The sequence below is a fragment of the Sulfuricella sp. genome, assembly GCF_035531155.1.
GTDB lineage: Bacteria > Pseudomonadota > Gammaproteobacteria > Burkholderiales > Sulfuricellaceae > Sulfuricella.
Window position 1 is genome coordinate 244,958 of record NZ_DATKTK010000069.1, and the last position, 17,391, is coordinate 262,348.

Below are 17,391 nucleotides of genomic sequence, written 5' to 3' on the forward strand. Positions count from 1 at the left end.
ACTAATTTACACGAATAAAAACATACGAATACAAAACGGAACTGCTTCGCCGTGATAGTGGGCGCAGGTAAAAACACCATGCCATGACTATTTGTGAACATTCATGTTTTATTCGTGTCATTCGTGGTGAATCGCCGTTTTTAGGTTAATCTCTTTTTTTCCTGCTCGCAAGGATAGTGTTATGCCCGCTTACCGCTCCAAGACCTCCACCCACGGCCGCAACATGGCCGGCGCCCGCGCCCTGTGGCGCGCCACCGGCATGACCGACAGCGATTTCGGCAAGCCCATCATCGCCATCGCCAATTCCTTTACCCAGTTCGTGCCGGGCCACGTCCACCTCAAGGATATGGGGCAGCTGGTGGCGCGCGAGATCGAGAAAGCCGGCGGCGTGGCCAAGGAATTTAACACCATCGCGGTGGATGACGGCATCGCCATGGGCCACGCCGGCATGCTCTACAGCCTGCCCTCGCGCGAACTCATCGCCGACAGCGTCGAATACATGGTCAACGCCCACTGCGCCGATGCGCTGATCTGTATTTCCAACTGCGACAAAATCACCCCCGGGATGCTGATGGCGTCCCTGCGCCTCAACATCCCGACGATCTTCGTTTCCGGCGGGCCGATGGAGGCGGGCAAGGCGGTCATCCACGGCAAGACGCTGCACCTCGATCTGGTGGATGCCATGGTGGCGGCGGTGGATCCCCATTACACCGATGCCGAAACCCTGACCATGGAACGTTCCGCCTGTCCCACCTGCGGTTCCTGCTCCGGCATGTTCACCGCCAACTCGATGAACTGCCTGGTCGAGGCGCTCGGCCTCGGGCTGCCCGGCAACGGCTCGCTGTTGGCCACCCATGCCGACCGCAAGCGTCTGTTCCTCGAAGCGGGCCGGCTGATTGTGGCGCTGGCGAAGTCCTGGTATGAAAAGGACGACGCTTCCGTGCTGCCGCGCAGCATCGCCTCATCCCAGGCGTTCGAGAACGCCATGACGCTGGACATCGCCATGGGCGGTTCGACCAACACCGTGCTGCATCTCCTCGCGGCGGCGCATGAGGGTGGGGTGGAGTTCACCATGCAGGATATCGACCGCCTTTCCCGCAAGGTTCCCCACCTGTGCAAGGTGGCGCCCTCGATCCAGACCTACCACATGGAGGACGTGCACCGTGCTGGCGGCATCATGGGCATTCTGGGTGAACTCGACCGCGCCGGGCTGCTGCACCGCGATCTGCCGACGGTGCATAGCGCCACCCTGGGTTTCGCCCTGGAGCAATGGGACGTAATGCGCACCCAGGACGAGAAGGTGAAAACTTTCTATCGCGCCGCGCCCGGCGGCGTGCCGAGCCAGACCGCCTTCAGTCAGGACAAGCGCTATCCTGATCTCGACATCGACCGCGCAAAAGGCTGCATCCGCGACAAGGCCCACGCCTATTCGCAGGACGGCGGCCTGGCCGTGCTCTATGGCAACATCGCCGTGGACGGCTGCATCGTCAAAACTGCTGGGGTGGACGAAAGCATCCTCAAATTCAATGGCCGCGCACGCATTTTCGAAAGCCAGGATGATGCGGTGGAGGGCATCCTCGCCGACAAGGTCGTCGCCGGCGACGTCGTGGTGATCCGCTACGAAGGGCCGCGCGGCGGGCCGGGCATGCAGGAAATGCTTTACCCCACCAGCTACCTGAAGTCGAAGGGGCTGGGCAAATCCTGCGCCCTGCTCACCGACGGGCGCTTCTCCGGCGGCACCTCCGGCCTGTCAATCGGCCACGCCTCGCCGGAAGCAGCGGAAGGCGGCGCCATCGGCCTGATCGAAGAAGGCGACAGCATCGAGATCGACATCCCGAACCGTACCATCAACCTCAGGATCAGCGACGAGGACTTGGCCCACCGCCGGCTCAGCATGGAAGCTAAAGGTGCACAAGCCTGGAAGCCGGCGAACCGCAACCGCATCGTCTCGGCCGCGCTGCGGGCCTATGCGGCGATGACCACCAGCGCGGCCCGGGGCGCGGTGCGCGACGTGTCACAGGTTGAGCGGCGCTAAGAAACGAATGGCCCATTCCGCCAAGCCTGAAAAGGCCGACCACAAGCTCAGCTTGCGTGAGCTGGTCGAGGCGATGATCGCCGACGGCTTGATTGAAAAGGCGGATACCGCCAACCTGTTGTTGCCGGCGCGAGGTGCTCGGGGCGAGGTTCATCCACTGGTGCAAATCGCCGAGCAGAAATGGAAATCGGCCAAGCCCCCGCACAAGCTGCTTAGCCTCGAGGCCTTGACCGAATGGCTGGCAGACTGGGTCCAGCTGCCCTACTACCACATCGACCCGCTGAAGATCGATGTGACCGCCGTCACCAACATCATGTCGGATACGTATGCGGCGCGCTTCCGCATCCTGCCGGTCGAAGTCACCTCGCGCGAGGTGGTGGTCGCCACGGCCGAGCCTTTCCTGAACGAGTGGGAAAAAGAGCTGGCACCGATCCTGCGCCTCGACATCAAACGTGTCGTCGCCAACCCGCTGGATATTCAACGCTATCTTGCCGAGTTCTACAACCTGGCGCGTTCGGTCAAGAAAGCCTCGCAATCGCAGAGTTCAGCCTTTGGCGGCGGCCTTTCCAACTTCGAGCAGCTGGTGGAGATGGGGCGCACCGGCAACCTCGATGCCAATGACCGGCATGTCGTCCACATTGTCGACTGGCTGCTGCAATACGCGTTCGATCAGCGCGCTTCCGACATCCATCTCGAGCCGCGGCGCGACTACGGCGACGTGCGCTTCCGTATCGACGGTGTAATGCACCACGTTTACCAGATCCCGCTCGCGGTGATGGGCGCGGTGACCAGCCGCCTCAAGGGTCTCGGTCGGATGGACATCGTCGAGAAGCGCCGCCCCCTGGATGGCCGCATCAAGACCCGCTCGCCCGATGGCGACGAAATCGAGTTGCGCCTTTCCACCATGCCGACCGCCTTCGGCGAAAAGATGGTGATGCGTATCTTCAATCCCGACGTGATCGCGCAGAACTTCAAGGAAATGGGTTTCTCCGACGAGGACGTGGTGCGCTGGACCCAGATGACCGGTCAGCCCAACGGCATCATCCTGGTCACCGGACCGACCGGCTCGGGCAAGACCACCACGCTGTATTCCGCCCTGCGCCAGCTGGCGGTGCCGGAAGTCAACGTCTGCACCATCGAAGACCCGATCGAGATGATCGCGCCCCAGCTCAACCAGATGCAGGTGCAGCAAAACATCGGCCTGGATTTCGCCAGCGGCGTGCGCACCCTGATGCGGCAGGATCCGGACATCATCATGGTGGGCGAGATCCGCGACCTGGAAACCGCGGAAATGGCGATCCAGGCGGCGCTGACCGGGCATCTGGTGCTGTCCACCCTGCACACCAACGACGCACCTTCGGCGATTTCCCGCCTGCTCGATCTGGGTGTCCCGCCCTACCTGATCAACGCGACCCTGCTCGGGGTGATGGCGCAACGCCTGGTGCGTACCCTGTGCCCGCACTGCAAGGAGCGCGAAGCGCTCGACGGCGAAGTCTGGGAGTCTATGGTCAAACCGTGGAAGGCCGCCGCGCCGGCGACGGCGAATGCGCCGAAAGGCTGTCTGGAATGCCGCATGACCGGCTACCTCGGCCGCATTGGTTTGTACGAGATGCTGATCATGTCGCCCGGCCTGCGCAAGCTGATCAAGCCGGCCTGCGATGTCGCCGCCCTGCGCGAGCAGGCCTACAAGGAAGGCATGAAGCCGCTCAGGATCAGCGGCGCGCAGAAGGTCGCGAGCGGGCTAACCACGATAGAGGAAGTTTTGAAAGTCGCCCCGCCACCCTCCGGCATGTAATGGTTGACAAAAACAGTCGGTCTTTGTGGTATCCTGAATATTGCCTTTTCAGGAGACTTTCATGGCCAACCATCTTGTTTCCGAATCTAGCCCATACCTGCAGCAGCACGCCGACAATCCGGTAGATTGGTATCCATGGGGAGAGCAAGCGCTCGCACTTTCGCGCGAGCAGGACAAGCCCATTCTGCTCTCGATCGGCTATTCCACCTGCCACTGGTGCCACGTCATGGCGCACGAATCGTTCGAGGACGAGGCCACCGCTGATCTGATCAATCGCGACTATATTGCCATCAAGGTCGACCGCGAAGAGCGGCCGGACCTCGACCAGATCTACCAGAGCGCTCACACCCTGCTTACCGGAAGGAGCGGCGGCTGGCCGCTGACCCTGTTCCTGACCCCGGATCAGACACCCTTCTACGGCGGCACTTATTTCCCCCCGGAGGCGCGCTACAACCGGCCCGGCTTCAAGGACCTGCTGCCGAAGGTGGCACAGGCCTATCGCGAGCACCGGCATGACATTGCCCGGCAAAATATCTCGCTGCGGGAAAGCCTGGCGTCGTCCGCCCCCGCGCCGAAGGCTGGGACGGAGCCTAGCCCCGCGCCCCTGGCAAGTGCGTTATCCCAGCTCGAGAAAAGCTTCGACCCGGTGCACGGCGGTTTCGGCGGCGCGCCCAAATTCCCCCGGCCGAGCGAAATCGCCTTTTGCCTGCGCCGTTATGCCGCCGTAGGGAACGGGCAGGTGCTGGAAATGGCACGCCAGACGCTGCGCAAAATTGCCGACGGCGGCATCAACGACCAGCTCGGCGGCGGCTTCTGCCGCTACAGCGTGGACGAGCGCTGGCTGATCCCGCATTTCGAGAAAATGCTTTACGACAACGGCCCGCTGCTCGAGCTGTATGCCGATGCCTGGCGCTGCGGCGGCGACGAGCGCTTCCTCACGGTGGCGGAAGAGACCGTGGCGTGGCTGGTGCGGGAAATGCGTGCGCCGCAGGGCGGCTTCTATTCCGCGCTGGATGCCGATTCCGAGCACGAGGAAGGCAAATTCTACGTATGGACGCCGCAGGAAGTTGCCGCCGCGCTTGCTGCCGACGAATATGCCGTACTGGCGCGGCACTACGGACTCGACCAGCCGGCCAACTTCGAAGGCAGCCACTGGCATTTCCATGTCGCCCGTCCGCTCGACCAGGTAGCGCGGGAGCTGGGCGTGAAATTGGACGATGCACGGCGTTTGCTGGACAGCGCACGAACCAAGCTGATGAGCCTGCGTGCACAGCGGGTACGGCCGGGGCGGGACGAAAAGGTCCTGACCAGCTGGAACGCCCTGATGATCAAGGGGCTGGCCCATGCCGGCCGCACCTTCGGCCGGGAAGACTGGATCGCCCTGGCGCAGCAGGCCGCGGATTTCATTCGAACCGATTTATGGCGGGATAACCGCCTGCTGGCCTCGTGGAAGGACGGCAAAGCCAACCTGGGCGGCTATCTCGACGACTATGCCTTTCTTCTCGACGCTTTGGTGGAGTTGATGCAGGCCCGTTTCCGCACCACCGACCTGGAGTTTGCGCGCGAGTTGGCGGAAGCGCTGCTGGCCCGGTTCGAGGACCGCGACCAGGGCGGCTTCTATTTCACCGCGCATGACCACGAAACCCTGATTTCCCGGCCCAAATCTGGGTTCGACACTGCCACCCCCTCCGGCAACGGCGTGGCGGCGTTCGCGTTGCAGCGGCTGGGGCACCTGCTCGGTGAAACCCGCTACCTAGCGGCGGCGGAGCGCGCCCTGAAGCTGTTTTATCCGCAGATCGCCGCCCAGCCGACCGGCTTCATGTCCTTTCTCGCGGTGCTGGAGGAATACCTGGAGCCGCCGCAGATCGTCATCCTGCGCGGGCCTGCCGAGCAGCTTGCGGCTTGGCAACAGGCCCTGGCGACGGAATACCGGCCCACGACCATGGTGCTGGCGCTGCCGAGCAAGCTGGAGAACCTGCCCGGCAGCCTCGACAAGCCGGCGACGCCCGTTGTCAACGCATGGGTGTGCCAGGGCGTTAAATGCTTACCAGAAATATCGGATGTAGATATCCTGCTACAGGTTTGCAAAGCTGGAAAAATTGGATAATATGGCGGGTCACTTTTTTCTGAAGTTAAACTAAGGAGTATTAGATGAAAGCAATTCTGGGAATTGCCGCTGCTGCGGCCTTGCTGGTGGCTGGACAAGCAGCAGCTGATGATCAGTTGGCGCTGGCACAAAAGAGCGGTTGCATGGCCTGCCATCAGGTCGCCGTTAAAGTGGTCGGCCCGGCTTACAAGGATGTGGCCAAGAAATACGCCGCTGACAAAGGCGCGGTCGACAAGTTGACCAAGAAAGTCATTGCCGGCGGCAAGGACGTGTGGGGTCCTGTGCCTATGCCTCCTAAGGGTGGCAACGCCGCCGTCAAGGACGAAGACATCAAGAAGATCGTGGCTTGGGTGCTGACCTTGAAGTAATTCGGGCGGTGCATCAAGAAAAAGCCGGCCAAAAGGCCGGCTTTTTTATTGAGCTTTTGCCAGCTTGCTGTGGTGCATCGAGTAAGCGAAGTACACGATCAGCCCGATCACCAGCCAGACCACGAAACGCAGCCATGTCATGGCCGGCAGGAACGCCATCAGCGCCCCGCAGGAAAATGCGCCGAGCAAGGGGAAGAACGGATTCAGCGGGTTCCTGAACGGACGGTGCAGATGGGGCTGGGTGATGCGCAGCACAATCACCCCCAGGCACACCAGCACAAAGGCGGCCAGCGTGCCGATGTTGACCAGTTCGGCCAGTTCGCCCAGCGGAATGAAGCCGGCGATGGTGGCGATAACCAGGCCGCACAGGATAATGACCCGAACCGGAGTATGGGTCTTAATGTGGACGCGGGCGAAGAACGGCGATAGCAGTCCATCGCGCGACATGGCGAAAATCACTCGGGTCAGTCCGTAATAAAGCACCAGCATCACCGTGGTCAGTCCGGCGATCACGCCCGTCGCCACCAGCGCCGAGGCCCAGTTGATGCCAAGTAGATGGAGCGAGTGCGCCACCGGCGAAGGCACGTTGAGCTGTGTGTAGGGCACGATGCCGGTGAGCAGGCCGGAAACGACGATATAAATCAGGGTGCAGAACACCAGCGAGGTAATGATGCCGATCGGCACGTCGCGCTGCGGATTCTTGGCCTCCTCCGTAGCCGTGGAAACGGCATCGAAGCCGACATAAGCGAAAAACACCATCGCTGCGCCAGCGAAAACGCCGACTGGTTTGCCTTCAGGGCTGGTGCCAGACCAGCCGAAGGGCATGAATGGGGTCCAGTTTTCAGGGTGGATGTTGAACAACGCGACCCCGATGAATACCGCGATGGTCAGCAGCTTAACAAACACCATCGCAGTGTTGATTTTCGTGCTCTGGCGCACGCCGATCGCCAGCAGCACCATCAGTATCAGCACGATGCCCGCCGCCGGCAGGTTGACGATGCCGCCCAGACTGGGTGCCTTGGTCAGCACTTCGGGCAGGCCCATGCCAATGGCGGTGAGGGCGTTGTTGAAATAGCCCGACCAGCCGTTGGCCACCGCCGCCGTGGCGACGCCGTATTCGAGAATCAGATCCCAGCCGATGATCCATGCTACCAGTTCGCCGAACGCTGCGTAGCTGTAGCCGTAGGCGCTACCGCAGCCTCCCACTGCAGAGGCAAGTTCGGAATAGGCGAGTGCGGCGAAGGCGCAGGCGAAGCCCGCGACGATGAACGACAGCACTACGGCTGGGCCGGCCTGGGTAGCGGCGGCGATGCCGGTGAGGACAAAGATACCGGTGCCGATAATCGCACCAATGCCGAGGAATGTCAGGTCGAAGGCAGTCAGGCATTTTTTCAGCCCGGTGTCGCCAAAGTCATCCGGCGTTATGGTTTTTGTGCGAAATATCTGCATGTCGTCTCCCTTGTTGATGCGAAGTGTAATTATGTTGGCAATCCCTGGCTACGGTTGCAGCCAGTCTTTCGCCACCAGAAACTCGCGGTACAGCCGTTCCTCATCCGAGCCCTTTTCCGGATGCCAGTCATAGCGCCATTTGACGATGGGCGGCAGCGACATCAGGATGGATTCGGTACGCCCCCCCGATTGCAGGCCGAACAGGGTGCCGCGATCCCACACCAGGTTGAATTCGACATAACGGCCCCGGCGATAGGCCTGGAAATCCCGCTCGCGTTCGCCGTAAGGCGTGGCGCTGCGGCGTTGCAGGATGGGCAGGTAGGCGGCGAGGAAGTGCTCGCCGACGCTTTGTATCAGACCAAAGCTGAAATCGAAATCGCGCTCATGGAAGTCGTCGAAGAAGATCCCGCCTATGCCGCGCGGCTCGTTGCGGTGCTTGAGGTAAAAGTATTCGTCGCACCATTGCTTGAAGCGGGGGTGATATTCCGCGCCGAACGGCGTCAGCGCATCACGGCAGGTGCGGTGGAAATGCACGGTATCCTCGGTGAAGCCGTAATAAGGCGTCAGGTCCATGCCGCCGCCGAACCACCACACCGGCTCACCGTCGGGCGGTTGCGCGCAGAAGAAGCGCAGGTTTAAATGGCTGGTGGGTATGTAAGGATTGCGCGGGTGCAGCACCAGCGACAGTCCCATCGCTTCGAAGCCGCACCCGGCCAGTTCTGGGCGTTTGGCCGTGGCGCTGGCAGGCAGCTTCTGCCCGCGCACGTGGGAGAAATTTACGCCGCCACGCTCGAACACCTTACCCTCCTCGATCACGCAGCTCAAGCCCTCCCCGCCTTCCGGGCGCTGCCAGGCGTCGCGCAGGAAAGTATGGCCATCGGTCTGCTCCAGCATGGTTACGATGCGTTCCTGCAAATCGGTGAGGTAAGTTTTGACGGCGTCGCGGTTCATATGGTGCCCATATTCAGGGTCGGATGATCTTGCCGGTCAGCAGGTGCTGGATAGTGGAGGGGGTTTTGCGGGCGCCGACCCGGCCCGGCAGTACCAGAACACCCTGGCCGAAGGCTTTGACGCAGGCGGCGTGAGTTTTTAACGGCTTCAGCCCGGCGCGGTTGGCGCTGGTCGAAACCAGGGCTGTGCCGAGTACCCGGCACAATTCGGCGGCATCGGGGTGTGCGGTCACTCTCACGGCAATGCTTTCATGCCGGCCGCGTAGCCGGCGTGGCGTGTGGCGGGAAGCGGGCATTAGCCAGGTATGCGGTCCTGGCCAAGTCTGGTCGAGTTGCCTCGATTGTTCCGCCGTGGGCGGCAGCACGTAGCGCCGCAGGCGGCTGAAGCGGTCTGCGATCAGGATCAGGCCTTTGGACTGTGGCCTGCTCTTGAGTTGGAGCAAGCGGCGCACGGCGCGGGCGTTGCGTGGGTCGCAGCCCAGGCCATAGCAGGATTCGGTGGCATAGGCGATGATTCCGTCACCACTAAGGTGGGCGCGCACTTTCCGGATCAGGGCGGCGGAGTAGGGCATTATCCTAAAAACGGCGATTAACCGCGAATGACACGAATGTTCACGAATAAACACGGATAGTTAGAGACAATCATCGTGTCGCCTGGAGGCACATACTTTTGGCACCAAACAGGTGAATCAGGTTATCCACACTAACCAACTGATTATTCGTGAACATTCGTGTTTTATTCGTGTAAATTCGTGGTTAAAAGTTTTTTCTAGGATTAGGGCACCCTTTACTTGAGAGAGGCTTGCAGCTTCCGGTTCTGGGCGGCGATCTGCTCGGCGGTGCGGGCGCGGTCGTCTTTCAGACGTTGAGCCAAGCCGCTGTCCTGCAATGCCAGGATCTGGGCGGCGAGGTAAGCGGCATTTTTGGCGCCGGCCTTGCCGATGGCAACCGAGGCTACCGGTATGCCGCCCGGCATCTGCACGGTGGATAGCAGTGCGTCGAAACCATTGAGAGGCCCGCTTTCCATCGGCACACCGATTACCGGCCGGATGGTGTGAGCGGCCACTGCGCCCGCCAGGTGCGCAGCCAGGCCGGCTGCAGCGATGAACACGGCACAGCCGCGCTGATCGGCATCCGCCACGTATTCCGCCGTGGCCGCCGGAGTGCGGTGAGCGGAGGAAATCCTGACCTCGTACGGCACGCCAAAAGCGGCCAGGGTATCGAGGGTGATTTTCATCACGGGCAGGTCGGAATCCGAGCCCATCAGGATGGCGACGAACGGGATAGTCATGGAGTTTCCTCTAATGTTTAGCTTTAATCGCCCGGTAGCCGATGTCGTGCCGCATCTGGCAACCATCGAACTTGATCAGGTCGGCGATTTCGTAAGCGCGCCGCTGTGCCAGCTGCACCTTGTCGCCCAGCGCGGTGACGCACAGCACGCGGCCGCCGCTGGTGACGACCTTGCCGTCTCTCATGGCGGTGCCGGCATGGAACACGTGGAAGTCGCGCGGGGTTTCTTCCAGCAGGTCGTTGAGCGGCGGCAGTCCGTTGATCACGTCGCCCTTGCGCGGGTCGTCGGGATAGCCGGCGGCGGCCAGGACTACGCCCAGCGCGGCGCGGCGGTCCCACTCCGCTTCGGCCTGGTCGAGCGTGCCGTTGACGGCGTGCTCCACCAAGGTCAGCAAATCGCTCTTCAGACGCAGCATGATCGGCTGGGTTTCCGGGTCGCCCATGCGGCAGTTGAATTCCAGCACCTTGAGATTGCCCTTGGCATCGATCATCAGGCCGGCGTAGAGAAAGCCGGTGAACATCTCTCCTTCCTGCACCATGCCCTGCATCACCGGGTCGATCACTTCGCGCATCACGCGCGCGTGCAGCGCCGGCGTAATGACAGGAGCCGGCGAATAAGCGCCCATGCCGCCGGTGTTGGGGCCCTGATCTCCGTCCAGCAGGCGCTTGTGATCCTGGCTGGTGGCGAGCGGCAGCACGTGCTTGCCGTCGGCCATGACGATGAAGCTGGCTTCCTCGCCGAGCAGGCATTCTTCGATCACCACCCGGGCGCCGGCGCTGCCCAGCTTGTTGCCGGCCAGCATCATGTCTACGGCGGCGTGCGCTTCGTTCAGGTCCAGAGCCACTACCACACCCTTGCCCGCCGCCAGGCCGTCGGCCTTGATCACGATGGGGGTGCCCTGCTGGTCGATGTAGGCGTGGGCCTGGGCGGCATCGGTGAAGGTGGCGTAAGCCGCGGTGGGGATGCCGTGGCGCACCATGAAGGCCTTGGCGAAATCCTTGGAGCTTTCCAGTTGCGCCGCGAATTGGGTCGGGCCGAAGATTTTCAGCCCTTCGGCACGGAAGACGTCGACGATGCCGGCGGCCAGCGGTGCTTCCGGGCCGACCACGGTAAAGGCGACCTTTTCCTGCTTGGCGAATTCGAGCAGCTCGGGAATCGTGCTGAGCGCGACGTTGGTCAGGTCCGGTTCAAGTTCGGTGCCGGCGTTGCCGGGAGCGACGAAGATCCTGGTCGAACGCGGGCTTTGCGCCAATTTCCAGGCGAGCGCATGTTCACGTCCGCCGCTGCCGATGACTAAAATTTTCATGTCTAACCCCAATAACCGCTAAGGCGCAAAGGCGCAAAGTTAGTGCAAAGAGTTTTCAGAACCCTTTGCGCCTTCGCGCCTTTGCGGTTAAAGCTTAATGCCGGAAATGCCGCATCCCGGTGAACACCATCGCCATGCCGTGTTCATCCGCAGCGGCGATCACCTCTTCGTCGCGCATCGATCCGCCGGGCTGGATCACGGCGACGATGCCGGACTGGGCAGCCGAATCGATGCCGTCGCGGAACGGGAAGAACGCGTCCGAGGCCATCACCGAACCGCTGACCTGCAAGCCGGCATGCTCGGCCTTGATGGCGGCTATGCGCGCGGAATTGATCCGGCTCATCTGGCCGGCGCCGACGCCGATGGTCATTTTGCCCTTGGCATAGACGATGGCGTTGGATTTGACGAACTTGGCCACGCGCCAGGCAAACAGCAGGTCGGCCATCTCGGCTTCGGTCGGGGCGCGTTTCGTGACCACCCTGAGTTCGTTATATAGCGCCAGATCGGCACCCTGTACCAGCAGGCCGCCGGTGACGCGCTTGAAATCCAGTCGCTGGGCCGGCTCCTTCGACCACTGGCCGCATTCCAGCAGGCGCACGTTCTTTTTCGCCGCCACGATTTCGCTGGCCGCTGCCGAAACCTTGGGGGCGATGATGACTTCGACGAACTGGCGTTCGACGATGGCCTGCGCGGTTGCGGCATCCAGTTCGCCGTTGACGGCGATGATGCCGCCGAAGGCGGATTCGGGGTCGGTCTTGTAGGCGAGGTCATAGGCTTCGAGCAGGTTGGCACCGTAGGCCACGCCGCAGGGGTTGGCGTGCTTGACGATGACGCAGGCCGGCGCCGCGTCGAACTGCTTGACGCATTCCAGTGCGGCATCGGCATCGCCGATGTTGTTGTAGGACAGCTCTTTGCCCTGCAACTGGCGCGCGGTGGCGATGCTCGCCTCCTTTTCGCCGGGCGCGACGTAGAACGCAGCCTGCTGGTGCGGGTTCTCGCCATAGCGCATGGCCTGGGCCTTGGCGAACTGGAAGTTGAGCCGTTCCGGGAATTGCTGCTTGCCGCCGTCCGGGGTGATGGCGGTGAGGTAGTTGCTGATCGCTCCGTCGTACTCGGCGGTGTGGGAGAAGGCTTTCACCGCCAGCTTGAATTTGGTTTCGCTGCTGAGCGCCCCGCCATTGGCCAGCATTTCGGCGGCGAGCGTTGCGTAGTCGGCCGGGTCGGTCACCACCGCCACGTCGCGGTGGTTCTTGGCGGCAGCGCGCACCATGGTCGGGCCGCCGATGTCGATGTTCTCGATCGCGTCTTCCAGCGAGCAGTCGGGCTTGGCGATGGTGGCGCGGAACGGGTAGAGGTTGACGATGACCAGGTCGATCGGCGGGATGCCGGCGGCGGCGGCGGCCGACACGTGGGCCGGCAGGTCGCGGCGGAACAGGATGCCGCCGTGCACTTTCGGGTGCAAAGTCTTGACCCGGCCGTCGAGCATTTCAGGGAAGCCGGTGTAGTCGCCGACTTCGGTGACCGCCACGCCGGCATCGGCGAGCATTTTCGCGGTGCCGCCGGTGGAGAGGATTTCCACGCCGAACTGGCGCAGGGTCTGGGCGAATTCGAGTACGCCGGTTTTGTCGGAAACGCTGATGAGGGCGCGGCTGATTTTGGTCATGTAAATTTTCCTGGGAAAGCGGTTTAACCACGAATGTCACGAATTTTCACGAATGCACACGAATAAAATCTTGCCCAAAACCATACGTCAATTTGTAAGCATTCGGGTCAATTCGTGATCATTCGTGTAATTCGTGGTTGGCTTTAGAATCGGGGTTCTTACTTGATCCCGTGGGTTTTCATTTTCTTGCGCAGGGTGTTGCGGTTAAGGCCGAGGATTTCGGCGGCGCGGGTCTGGTTGCCTTGGGCGTGGTCGAGGATCACCTGCAGCAGCGGCTTTTCCACGCATCCCACCACCATCTCGTAGATGGCGCAGGGCTTTTCCCCGTCCAGATCCTTGAAGTAGCCATCCAACGCCTTGCGCACGCAGACTGAAATTTCGTTTTCGTTGATCATGCTGCCATCTCGTTTTCCATCATATAAGTATGCCCGGTCGACTCGGCAAAGAAGCGCTCGACGGAGTCAAGCTGCTCGCGGGGGGATTGCAACTGGTTCATGGCATGGCGGAACCCGGCGGAATCCGGCAGGCCCCGGGTATACCAGGCAATGTGCTTGCGTGCCATGCGCACGCCGGTGTGCTCGCCATAAAAGACGTAAAGTTCATGCAGGTGGCTGTTCAGCAAGTTGTGGGTCTCGGCCACATCGGGGTGCGGCAGCAACTCGCCGGTTTTCAGGTAATGAGCGATGTCGCGGAAAATCCATGGCCGGCCCTGCGCCGCACGACCGATCATGACGGCGTCGGCCCGGGTGTAATCGAGCACGAATTTGGCTTTTTGCGGCGTGGTGATATCGCCGTTGGCGATCACCGGAATATGGATTTCAGCCTTGACCGCGGCGATGGTGTCGTACTCGGCGTCGCCGCTGTAGCCGCAGGCGCGGGTGCGGCCATGGATGGCCAGCGCCTGGATGCCGGAGGCCTCGGCGATGCGTGCCACATTGATGGCGTTGCGGTTGTTCTTGTCCCAGCCGGTGCGGATCTTCAGGGTCACCGGCACATCCACCGCTTTCACCACTGCTTCCAGGATGCGCGCCACCAGAGGTTCGTTCTGCAACAGCGCCGAACCGGCCATGACGTTGCAGATCTTCTTCGCCGGGCAGCCCATGTTGATGTCGATGATCTGGGCGCCACGGTCCGCATTGTATTTCGCCGCTTCCGCCAGCATCGCCGGATCGGCGCCGACAATCTGTACTGACACCGGCTCGGATTCGCCCACGTTGTCGGCCCGGCGCTTGGTTTTCTCGCTGCCGTAGAGCAGGGAATTGGAGGCGACCATCTCCGAAACGGCAAGTCCCGCGCCGAAGCTGCGGCACAGCTTACGGAAAGGACGGTCAGTCACCCCTGCCATGGGGGCAACGACCAAATTGCTATTCAGTGAATAGGGGCCGATTTTCATGGCTTATTTTTTGAGCGGGAAGGGCGGTATTGTAATCCCAAACCCGTTGCCGTGAAAGGGATAGCCGCAAGGAAAAAACACATCCCTGATCAGGGTCGGCAAGCCGGTTTCCGCTTACGATCCTGCCCTGATGTGGGGCGTGCCATGCCATGCCTGCGAGATGGGGCTGGCCATGCAGAAGTGGGCGGCGTTAAATTTAGCCGGTATATGCCCGGTTTCGGTGCGGGGGCAAAGTGTGGCGCCATAGCGTGCTATCGTTATGGCCGGTGCAAGCAAAAATATGTGCTTCAATGAATGATGTGCAGCAAAACTTTTGAGAGCATCAATGTTTGAGACAGCGGGCATTGCCCTGGCAACTTTCTTTGCAACGGTCGCTCCGATCGATGTGGCGGCGATGTTCGCCGCCTTGACGGCAACAGCCGCCCCTTCGGAGCGGCGTTCTATCGCTATCCGCGGGATCGTGATCGCCACGGTGATTCTGCTGGTTTTTGCACTGCTCGGGAAGTTTCTGCTGGCCGGGATGGGTATTTCTCTGGCGGCGCTGAGGACGGCTGGCGGCGTTTTGTTGCTGTTGATCAGCATCGACATGGTGTTTGCGCGTACTTCCGGTGCTACATCGACGACGGATGAGGAGGATCGGGAGGCCGAACACAAGCATGACATTGCCGTGTTCCCGCTCGCCACCCCGCTGATTGCCGGACCCGGCGCCATTGGGGCGGCCATTCTGTTGATGGCGAATGCCGAGGGGCAGGTTACGCAGCAGCTGGTCGTCCTGGCGGCCCTCCTCGCTATTATGCTGGTGACCTTCGTTGCCATGCTGACCGCCGGCCAGATCCACCGCTTTCTCGGCGTGACGGGCATGCAGGTGATCAACCGGATTTTCGGCATTCTGCTGTCCGCCCTGGCGGTACAGTTTGTGTTCGACGGCATCGCGCAAAGCGGGCTGCTCGGTAAGTAAGCCGGGTGAGCGGGGTGCGTCCCTCGCACTCAATCAAAAAATGCCAAATTTGGATTTTTGCCTCCTCAACAGTCGTTTTGGTGAGTCTGGGCAAAACTGGGAAATAACGCATATTAAAAGGGTGGCGCTCCCTTCATCGCCAAACCTTACATCTGGACCGCCAAGGCCAACGATATCCTTCAGAAAGTCGTTCGTGCCAATAGCCGATTAAATTCCAATCAGAATGAGGCACTGCACGGGGTTGAATTTAACCTGAAAAAAGTATTCAACCGCCAATGAATTCCTTTGGGTTCTAAGCCGGCGCAAGGGGAAGGAATTGCCTGTGGCGGACTGTCGGAATTCTTTACACATTGGTGGGAGAAGGGCAGTCAGAAAACTTATTTAATTCCTATCATATTGATGATACTGGAGTTATTTAATATGGCATAGGATGTGCTTATTTTCAGTTGAAGACCGAATAGCAATTCAACCTATCCAATAGGGGGCACCCCAGAATCGATCAATACTGCGCTTTGCAGCCTTCATGACTCGATTTAGCCGGGCACTACTGATATTAAATAACGATCAAGGAGAGCATGAGATGAAAACACCAAAAAACTTGTTGGTACTGTCATTGGCAGTGATCGGAGCGCTTTACGGCGCCTCGCCGGCAATGGCGACGCCATATCTGGGTACGGCGCAGAGCTTCTCGGTCTTGGGTGCCACCCCGAGCGTGACCAATACCGGCACGACCACCCTCTGGGGAGATGTGGGTGTCTACCCAGCTGCGTCGATCACTGGCCAGGAGAGCCTAACCGTCAATGGGATTAACGCGTTGCTCAACCCCAGTGCTGTACACTTAGGTGATGCGGCCGCGGCGCAGGCTCAGAGTGACGCCCTCACTGCGTACAATACTCTGAAACTCCTGCCATACGGTCCCAATGACTTGACTGGCTTGGATCTGGCTGGAATGGTGCTCGCGCCCGGCGTCTATCATTTTGATACAACGGCTGCGTTGAACGGAGCCCTCACTCTCGACTTTTCGAGCAACCCCGATGGGGACTTCGTTTTCCAGATAGGGACTGCGCTCACAACTGGAAGCGCCTCTTCTGTTAACGTCATCGGTGGGGATTCAACTAGCGAACTCAGCGGCGTGTATTGGCTGATGGGCGTCACTGGCGGGGCCGGCACCGGGGCCGCAACTCTGGGTTCCAGTACTGTGTTTGCAGGAAATATTATTGCCCTCGACACCGTCAGCTTCGGTTCGACCGCAAAAATTCTGTGCGGTAGGGCCATCTCGCTCAATGCTGCGGTGACGATGATTGGCAACACCATCTCCAATGATTGCATCGCCGAAGACTTCAGCAGCGGGCGCGAGGACTACGGCAGCGTCGGCTTCAGCGGCGGCAGCAGCAACGGTAATGGGACCGTTCCCGAGCCAGCCACGCTGGCGCTGCTGGGACTCGGACTCGCGGGTCTTGGATTTGCTCGTCGTCGTCACGGTTGAGAGCTACAGTCCGCGACGATAACGACCCTGGAATTTTTCTATGCAATGGGGTTCGCAGGGATGGGCGCCTTATGCGAGTTGAATTCGATGTCTTAAGCATCCGTTTCAATTTTGTGGCGTTCCGCCCCGGCCTCGTCGTAGGGGGTATGGTGTTGTTCGAACAGGTGAAGCTGCTGTTCCTGCTCACCCTCGTGCGTGGAGGAAACTGAATCTTTCGCTTCGGCCAGCGGCAACAGCAGAAAATTCCGGATATCCAGCCATTTAACTTCACCGTGCGGTAGCGAGGCGAACAGCCGCTCGGCGGCCTCCTGTGTGAGTTTTTCCTCTTTGCCGAATTCCAGCACGAACACCGCACACCCGTAATGGCCGCCATGCTGTTCAAGGGATTTGCAGGCGGTCTTGCAGGGTCAGCAAGGCGTTATGCAGGCCGAGCTTGGTGGCGGGGTGCAGGGAGTAATCCAGCCAATGCGGTTCGCCGTCCGGCTTGCGGTAATCCGGGAGCTGGGATGACCAGTATCGGACGACGAATTTCATTGTAAAGTACCGGAGAATGATTTGCTTGGCTGCATGTGGTGGCGCTGCTCCGGCAC

The 17,391-nt window shown here is 60.8% G+C and carries 16 protein-coding genes; 6 read left to right on the plus strand and 10 right to left on the minus strand.

What is annotated here, in order from left to right:
- The first annotated feature begins 181 nt into the window (after positions 1–181).
- From ilvD to VMV64_RS16945, 4 genes are all read left to right on the plus strand, one after another.
- Positions 182–2,035 (plus strand): dihydroxy-acid dehydratase, encoded by a 1,854-nt coding sequence (ilvD, locus tag VMV64_RS16930; protein WP_325332488.1) that lies wholly within the window; start codon positions 182–184, stop codon positions 2,033–2,035.
- Between the two features lie 7 nt (positions 2,036–2,042).
- Positions 2,043–3,830, plus strand: a complete 1,788-nt coding sequence (locus VMV64_RS16935) for a GspE/PulE family protein (RefSeq protein ID WP_325332490.1) — start codon at positions 2,043–2,045, stop codon at positions 3,828–3,830.
- A 61-nt stretch (positions 3,831–3,891) separates the two neighbouring features.
- Complete coding sequence (locus tag VMV64_RS16940) at positions 3,892–5,937, plus strand: thioredoxin domain-containing protein (RefSeq protein ID WP_325332492.1); 2,046 nt, start codon at positions 3,892–3,894, stop codon at positions 5,935–5,937.
- A 44-nt stretch (positions 5,938–5,981) separates the two neighbouring features.
- The gene (locus VMV64_RS16945) at positions 5,982–6,305 is read left to right on the plus strand and encodes a c-type cytochrome (RefSeq protein WP_325332495.1); all 324 of its coding nucleotides are present in this window, start codon (positions 5,982–5,984) and stop codon (positions 6,303–6,305) included.
- A 45-nt stretch (positions 6,306–6,350) separates the two neighbouring features.
- Here VMV64_RS16945 and VMV64_RS16950 read toward each other — a convergent pair whose 3' ends face one another.
- From VMV64_RS16950 to dusB, 8 genes are all read right to left on the minus strand, one after another.
- Positions 6,351–7,754 carry an amino acid permease gene (locus VMV64_RS16950; RefSeq protein ID WP_325332497.1) on the minus strand — a complete coding sequence of 468 codons (1,404 nt, stop codon included), beginning with the start codon at positions 7,752–7,754 and terminating at the stop codon, positions 6,351–6,353.
- Between the two features lie 48 nt (positions 7,755–7,802).
- Positions 7,803–8,705, minus strand: coding sequence for an oxygen-dependent coproporphyrinogen oxidase (gene hemF / locus VMV64_RS16955; protein ID WP_325332499.1), 903 nt, complete (start codon positions 8,703–8,705; stop codon positions 7,803–7,805).
- A 13-nt stretch (positions 8,706–8,718) separates the two neighbouring features.
- On the minus strand, positions 8,719–9,276 hold the full coding sequence (locus VMV64_RS16960; RefSeq protein ID WP_325332501.1) for an L-threonylcarbamoyladenylate synthase: 558 nt from the start codon (positions 9,274–9,276) through the stop codon (positions 8,719–8,721).
- A gap of 215 nt (positions 9,277–9,491) precedes the next feature.
- Positions 9,492–9,995, minus strand: a complete 504-nt coding sequence (gene purE / locus VMV64_RS16965; protein WP_325332503.1) for a 5-(carboxyamino)imidazole ribonucleotide mutase — start codon at positions 9,993–9,995, stop codon at positions 9,492–9,494.
- Positions 9,996–10,005: 10 nt separating this feature from the next.
- Positions 10,006–11,301, minus strand: a complete 1,296-nt coding sequence (purD, locus tag VMV64_RS16970) for a phosphoribosylamine--glycine ligase (protein ID WP_325332505.1) — start codon at positions 11,299–11,301, stop codon at positions 10,006–10,008.
- Between the two features lie 94 nt (positions 11,302–11,395).
- Positions 11,396–12,964 carry a bifunctional phosphoribosylaminoimidazolecarboxamide formyltransferase/IMP cyclohydrolase gene (gene purH / locus VMV64_RS16975; RefSeq protein WP_325332507.1) on the minus strand — a complete coding sequence of 523 codons (1,569 nt, stop codon included), beginning with the start codon at positions 12,962–12,964 and terminating at the stop codon, positions 11,396–11,398.
- 158 nt (positions 12,965–13,122) lie between these two features.
- Positions 13,123–13,359 carry a helix-turn-helix domain-containing protein gene (locus tag VMV64_RS16980; RefSeq protein WP_325332509.1) on the minus strand — a complete coding sequence of 79 codons (237 nt, stop codon included), beginning with the start codon at positions 13,357–13,359 and terminating at the stop codon, positions 13,123–13,125.
- Complete coding sequence (gene dusB, locus VMV64_RS16985; protein WP_325332511.1) at positions 13,356–14,357, minus strand: tRNA dihydrouridine synthase DusB; 1,002 nt, start codon at positions 14,355–14,357, stop codon at positions 13,356–13,358. Before dusB ends, VMV64_RS16980 begins: the two co-directional genes overlap by 4 nt.
- A 325-nt stretch (positions 14,358–14,682) precedes the next feature.
- Between dusB and VMV64_RS16990 the strand changes: the two genes are divergently transcribed.
- The gene (locus VMV64_RS16990; protein ID WP_325332513.1) at positions 14,683–15,315 is read left to right on the plus strand and encodes a MarC family protein; all 633 of its coding nucleotides are present in this window, start codon (positions 14,683–14,685) and stop codon (positions 15,313–15,315) included.
- 580 nt (positions 15,316–15,895) lie between these two features.
- Complete coding sequence (locus tag VMV64_RS16995) at positions 15,896–16,801, plus strand: ice-binding family protein (RefSeq protein WP_325332515.1); 906 nt, start codon at positions 15,896–15,898, stop codon at positions 16,799–16,801.
- A gap of 92 nt (positions 16,802–16,893) precedes the next feature.
- Here the strand turns inward: VMV64_RS16995 and VMV64_RS17000 are convergent, their stop codons facing one another.
- Positions 16,894–17,151, minus strand: coding sequence for a hypothetical protein (locus VMV64_RS17000; protein ID WP_325332517.1), 258 nt, complete (start codon positions 17,149–17,151; stop codon positions 16,894–16,896).
- 28 nt (positions 17,152–17,179) lie between these two features.
- Positions 17,180–17,335: a hypothetical protein gene (locus VMV64_RS17005; protein ID WP_325332519.1), complete on the minus strand. Its 156-nt coding sequence runs from the start codon at positions 17,333–17,335 to the stop codon at positions 17,180–17,182.
- Positions 17,336–17,391: the final 56 nt, after the last annotated feature.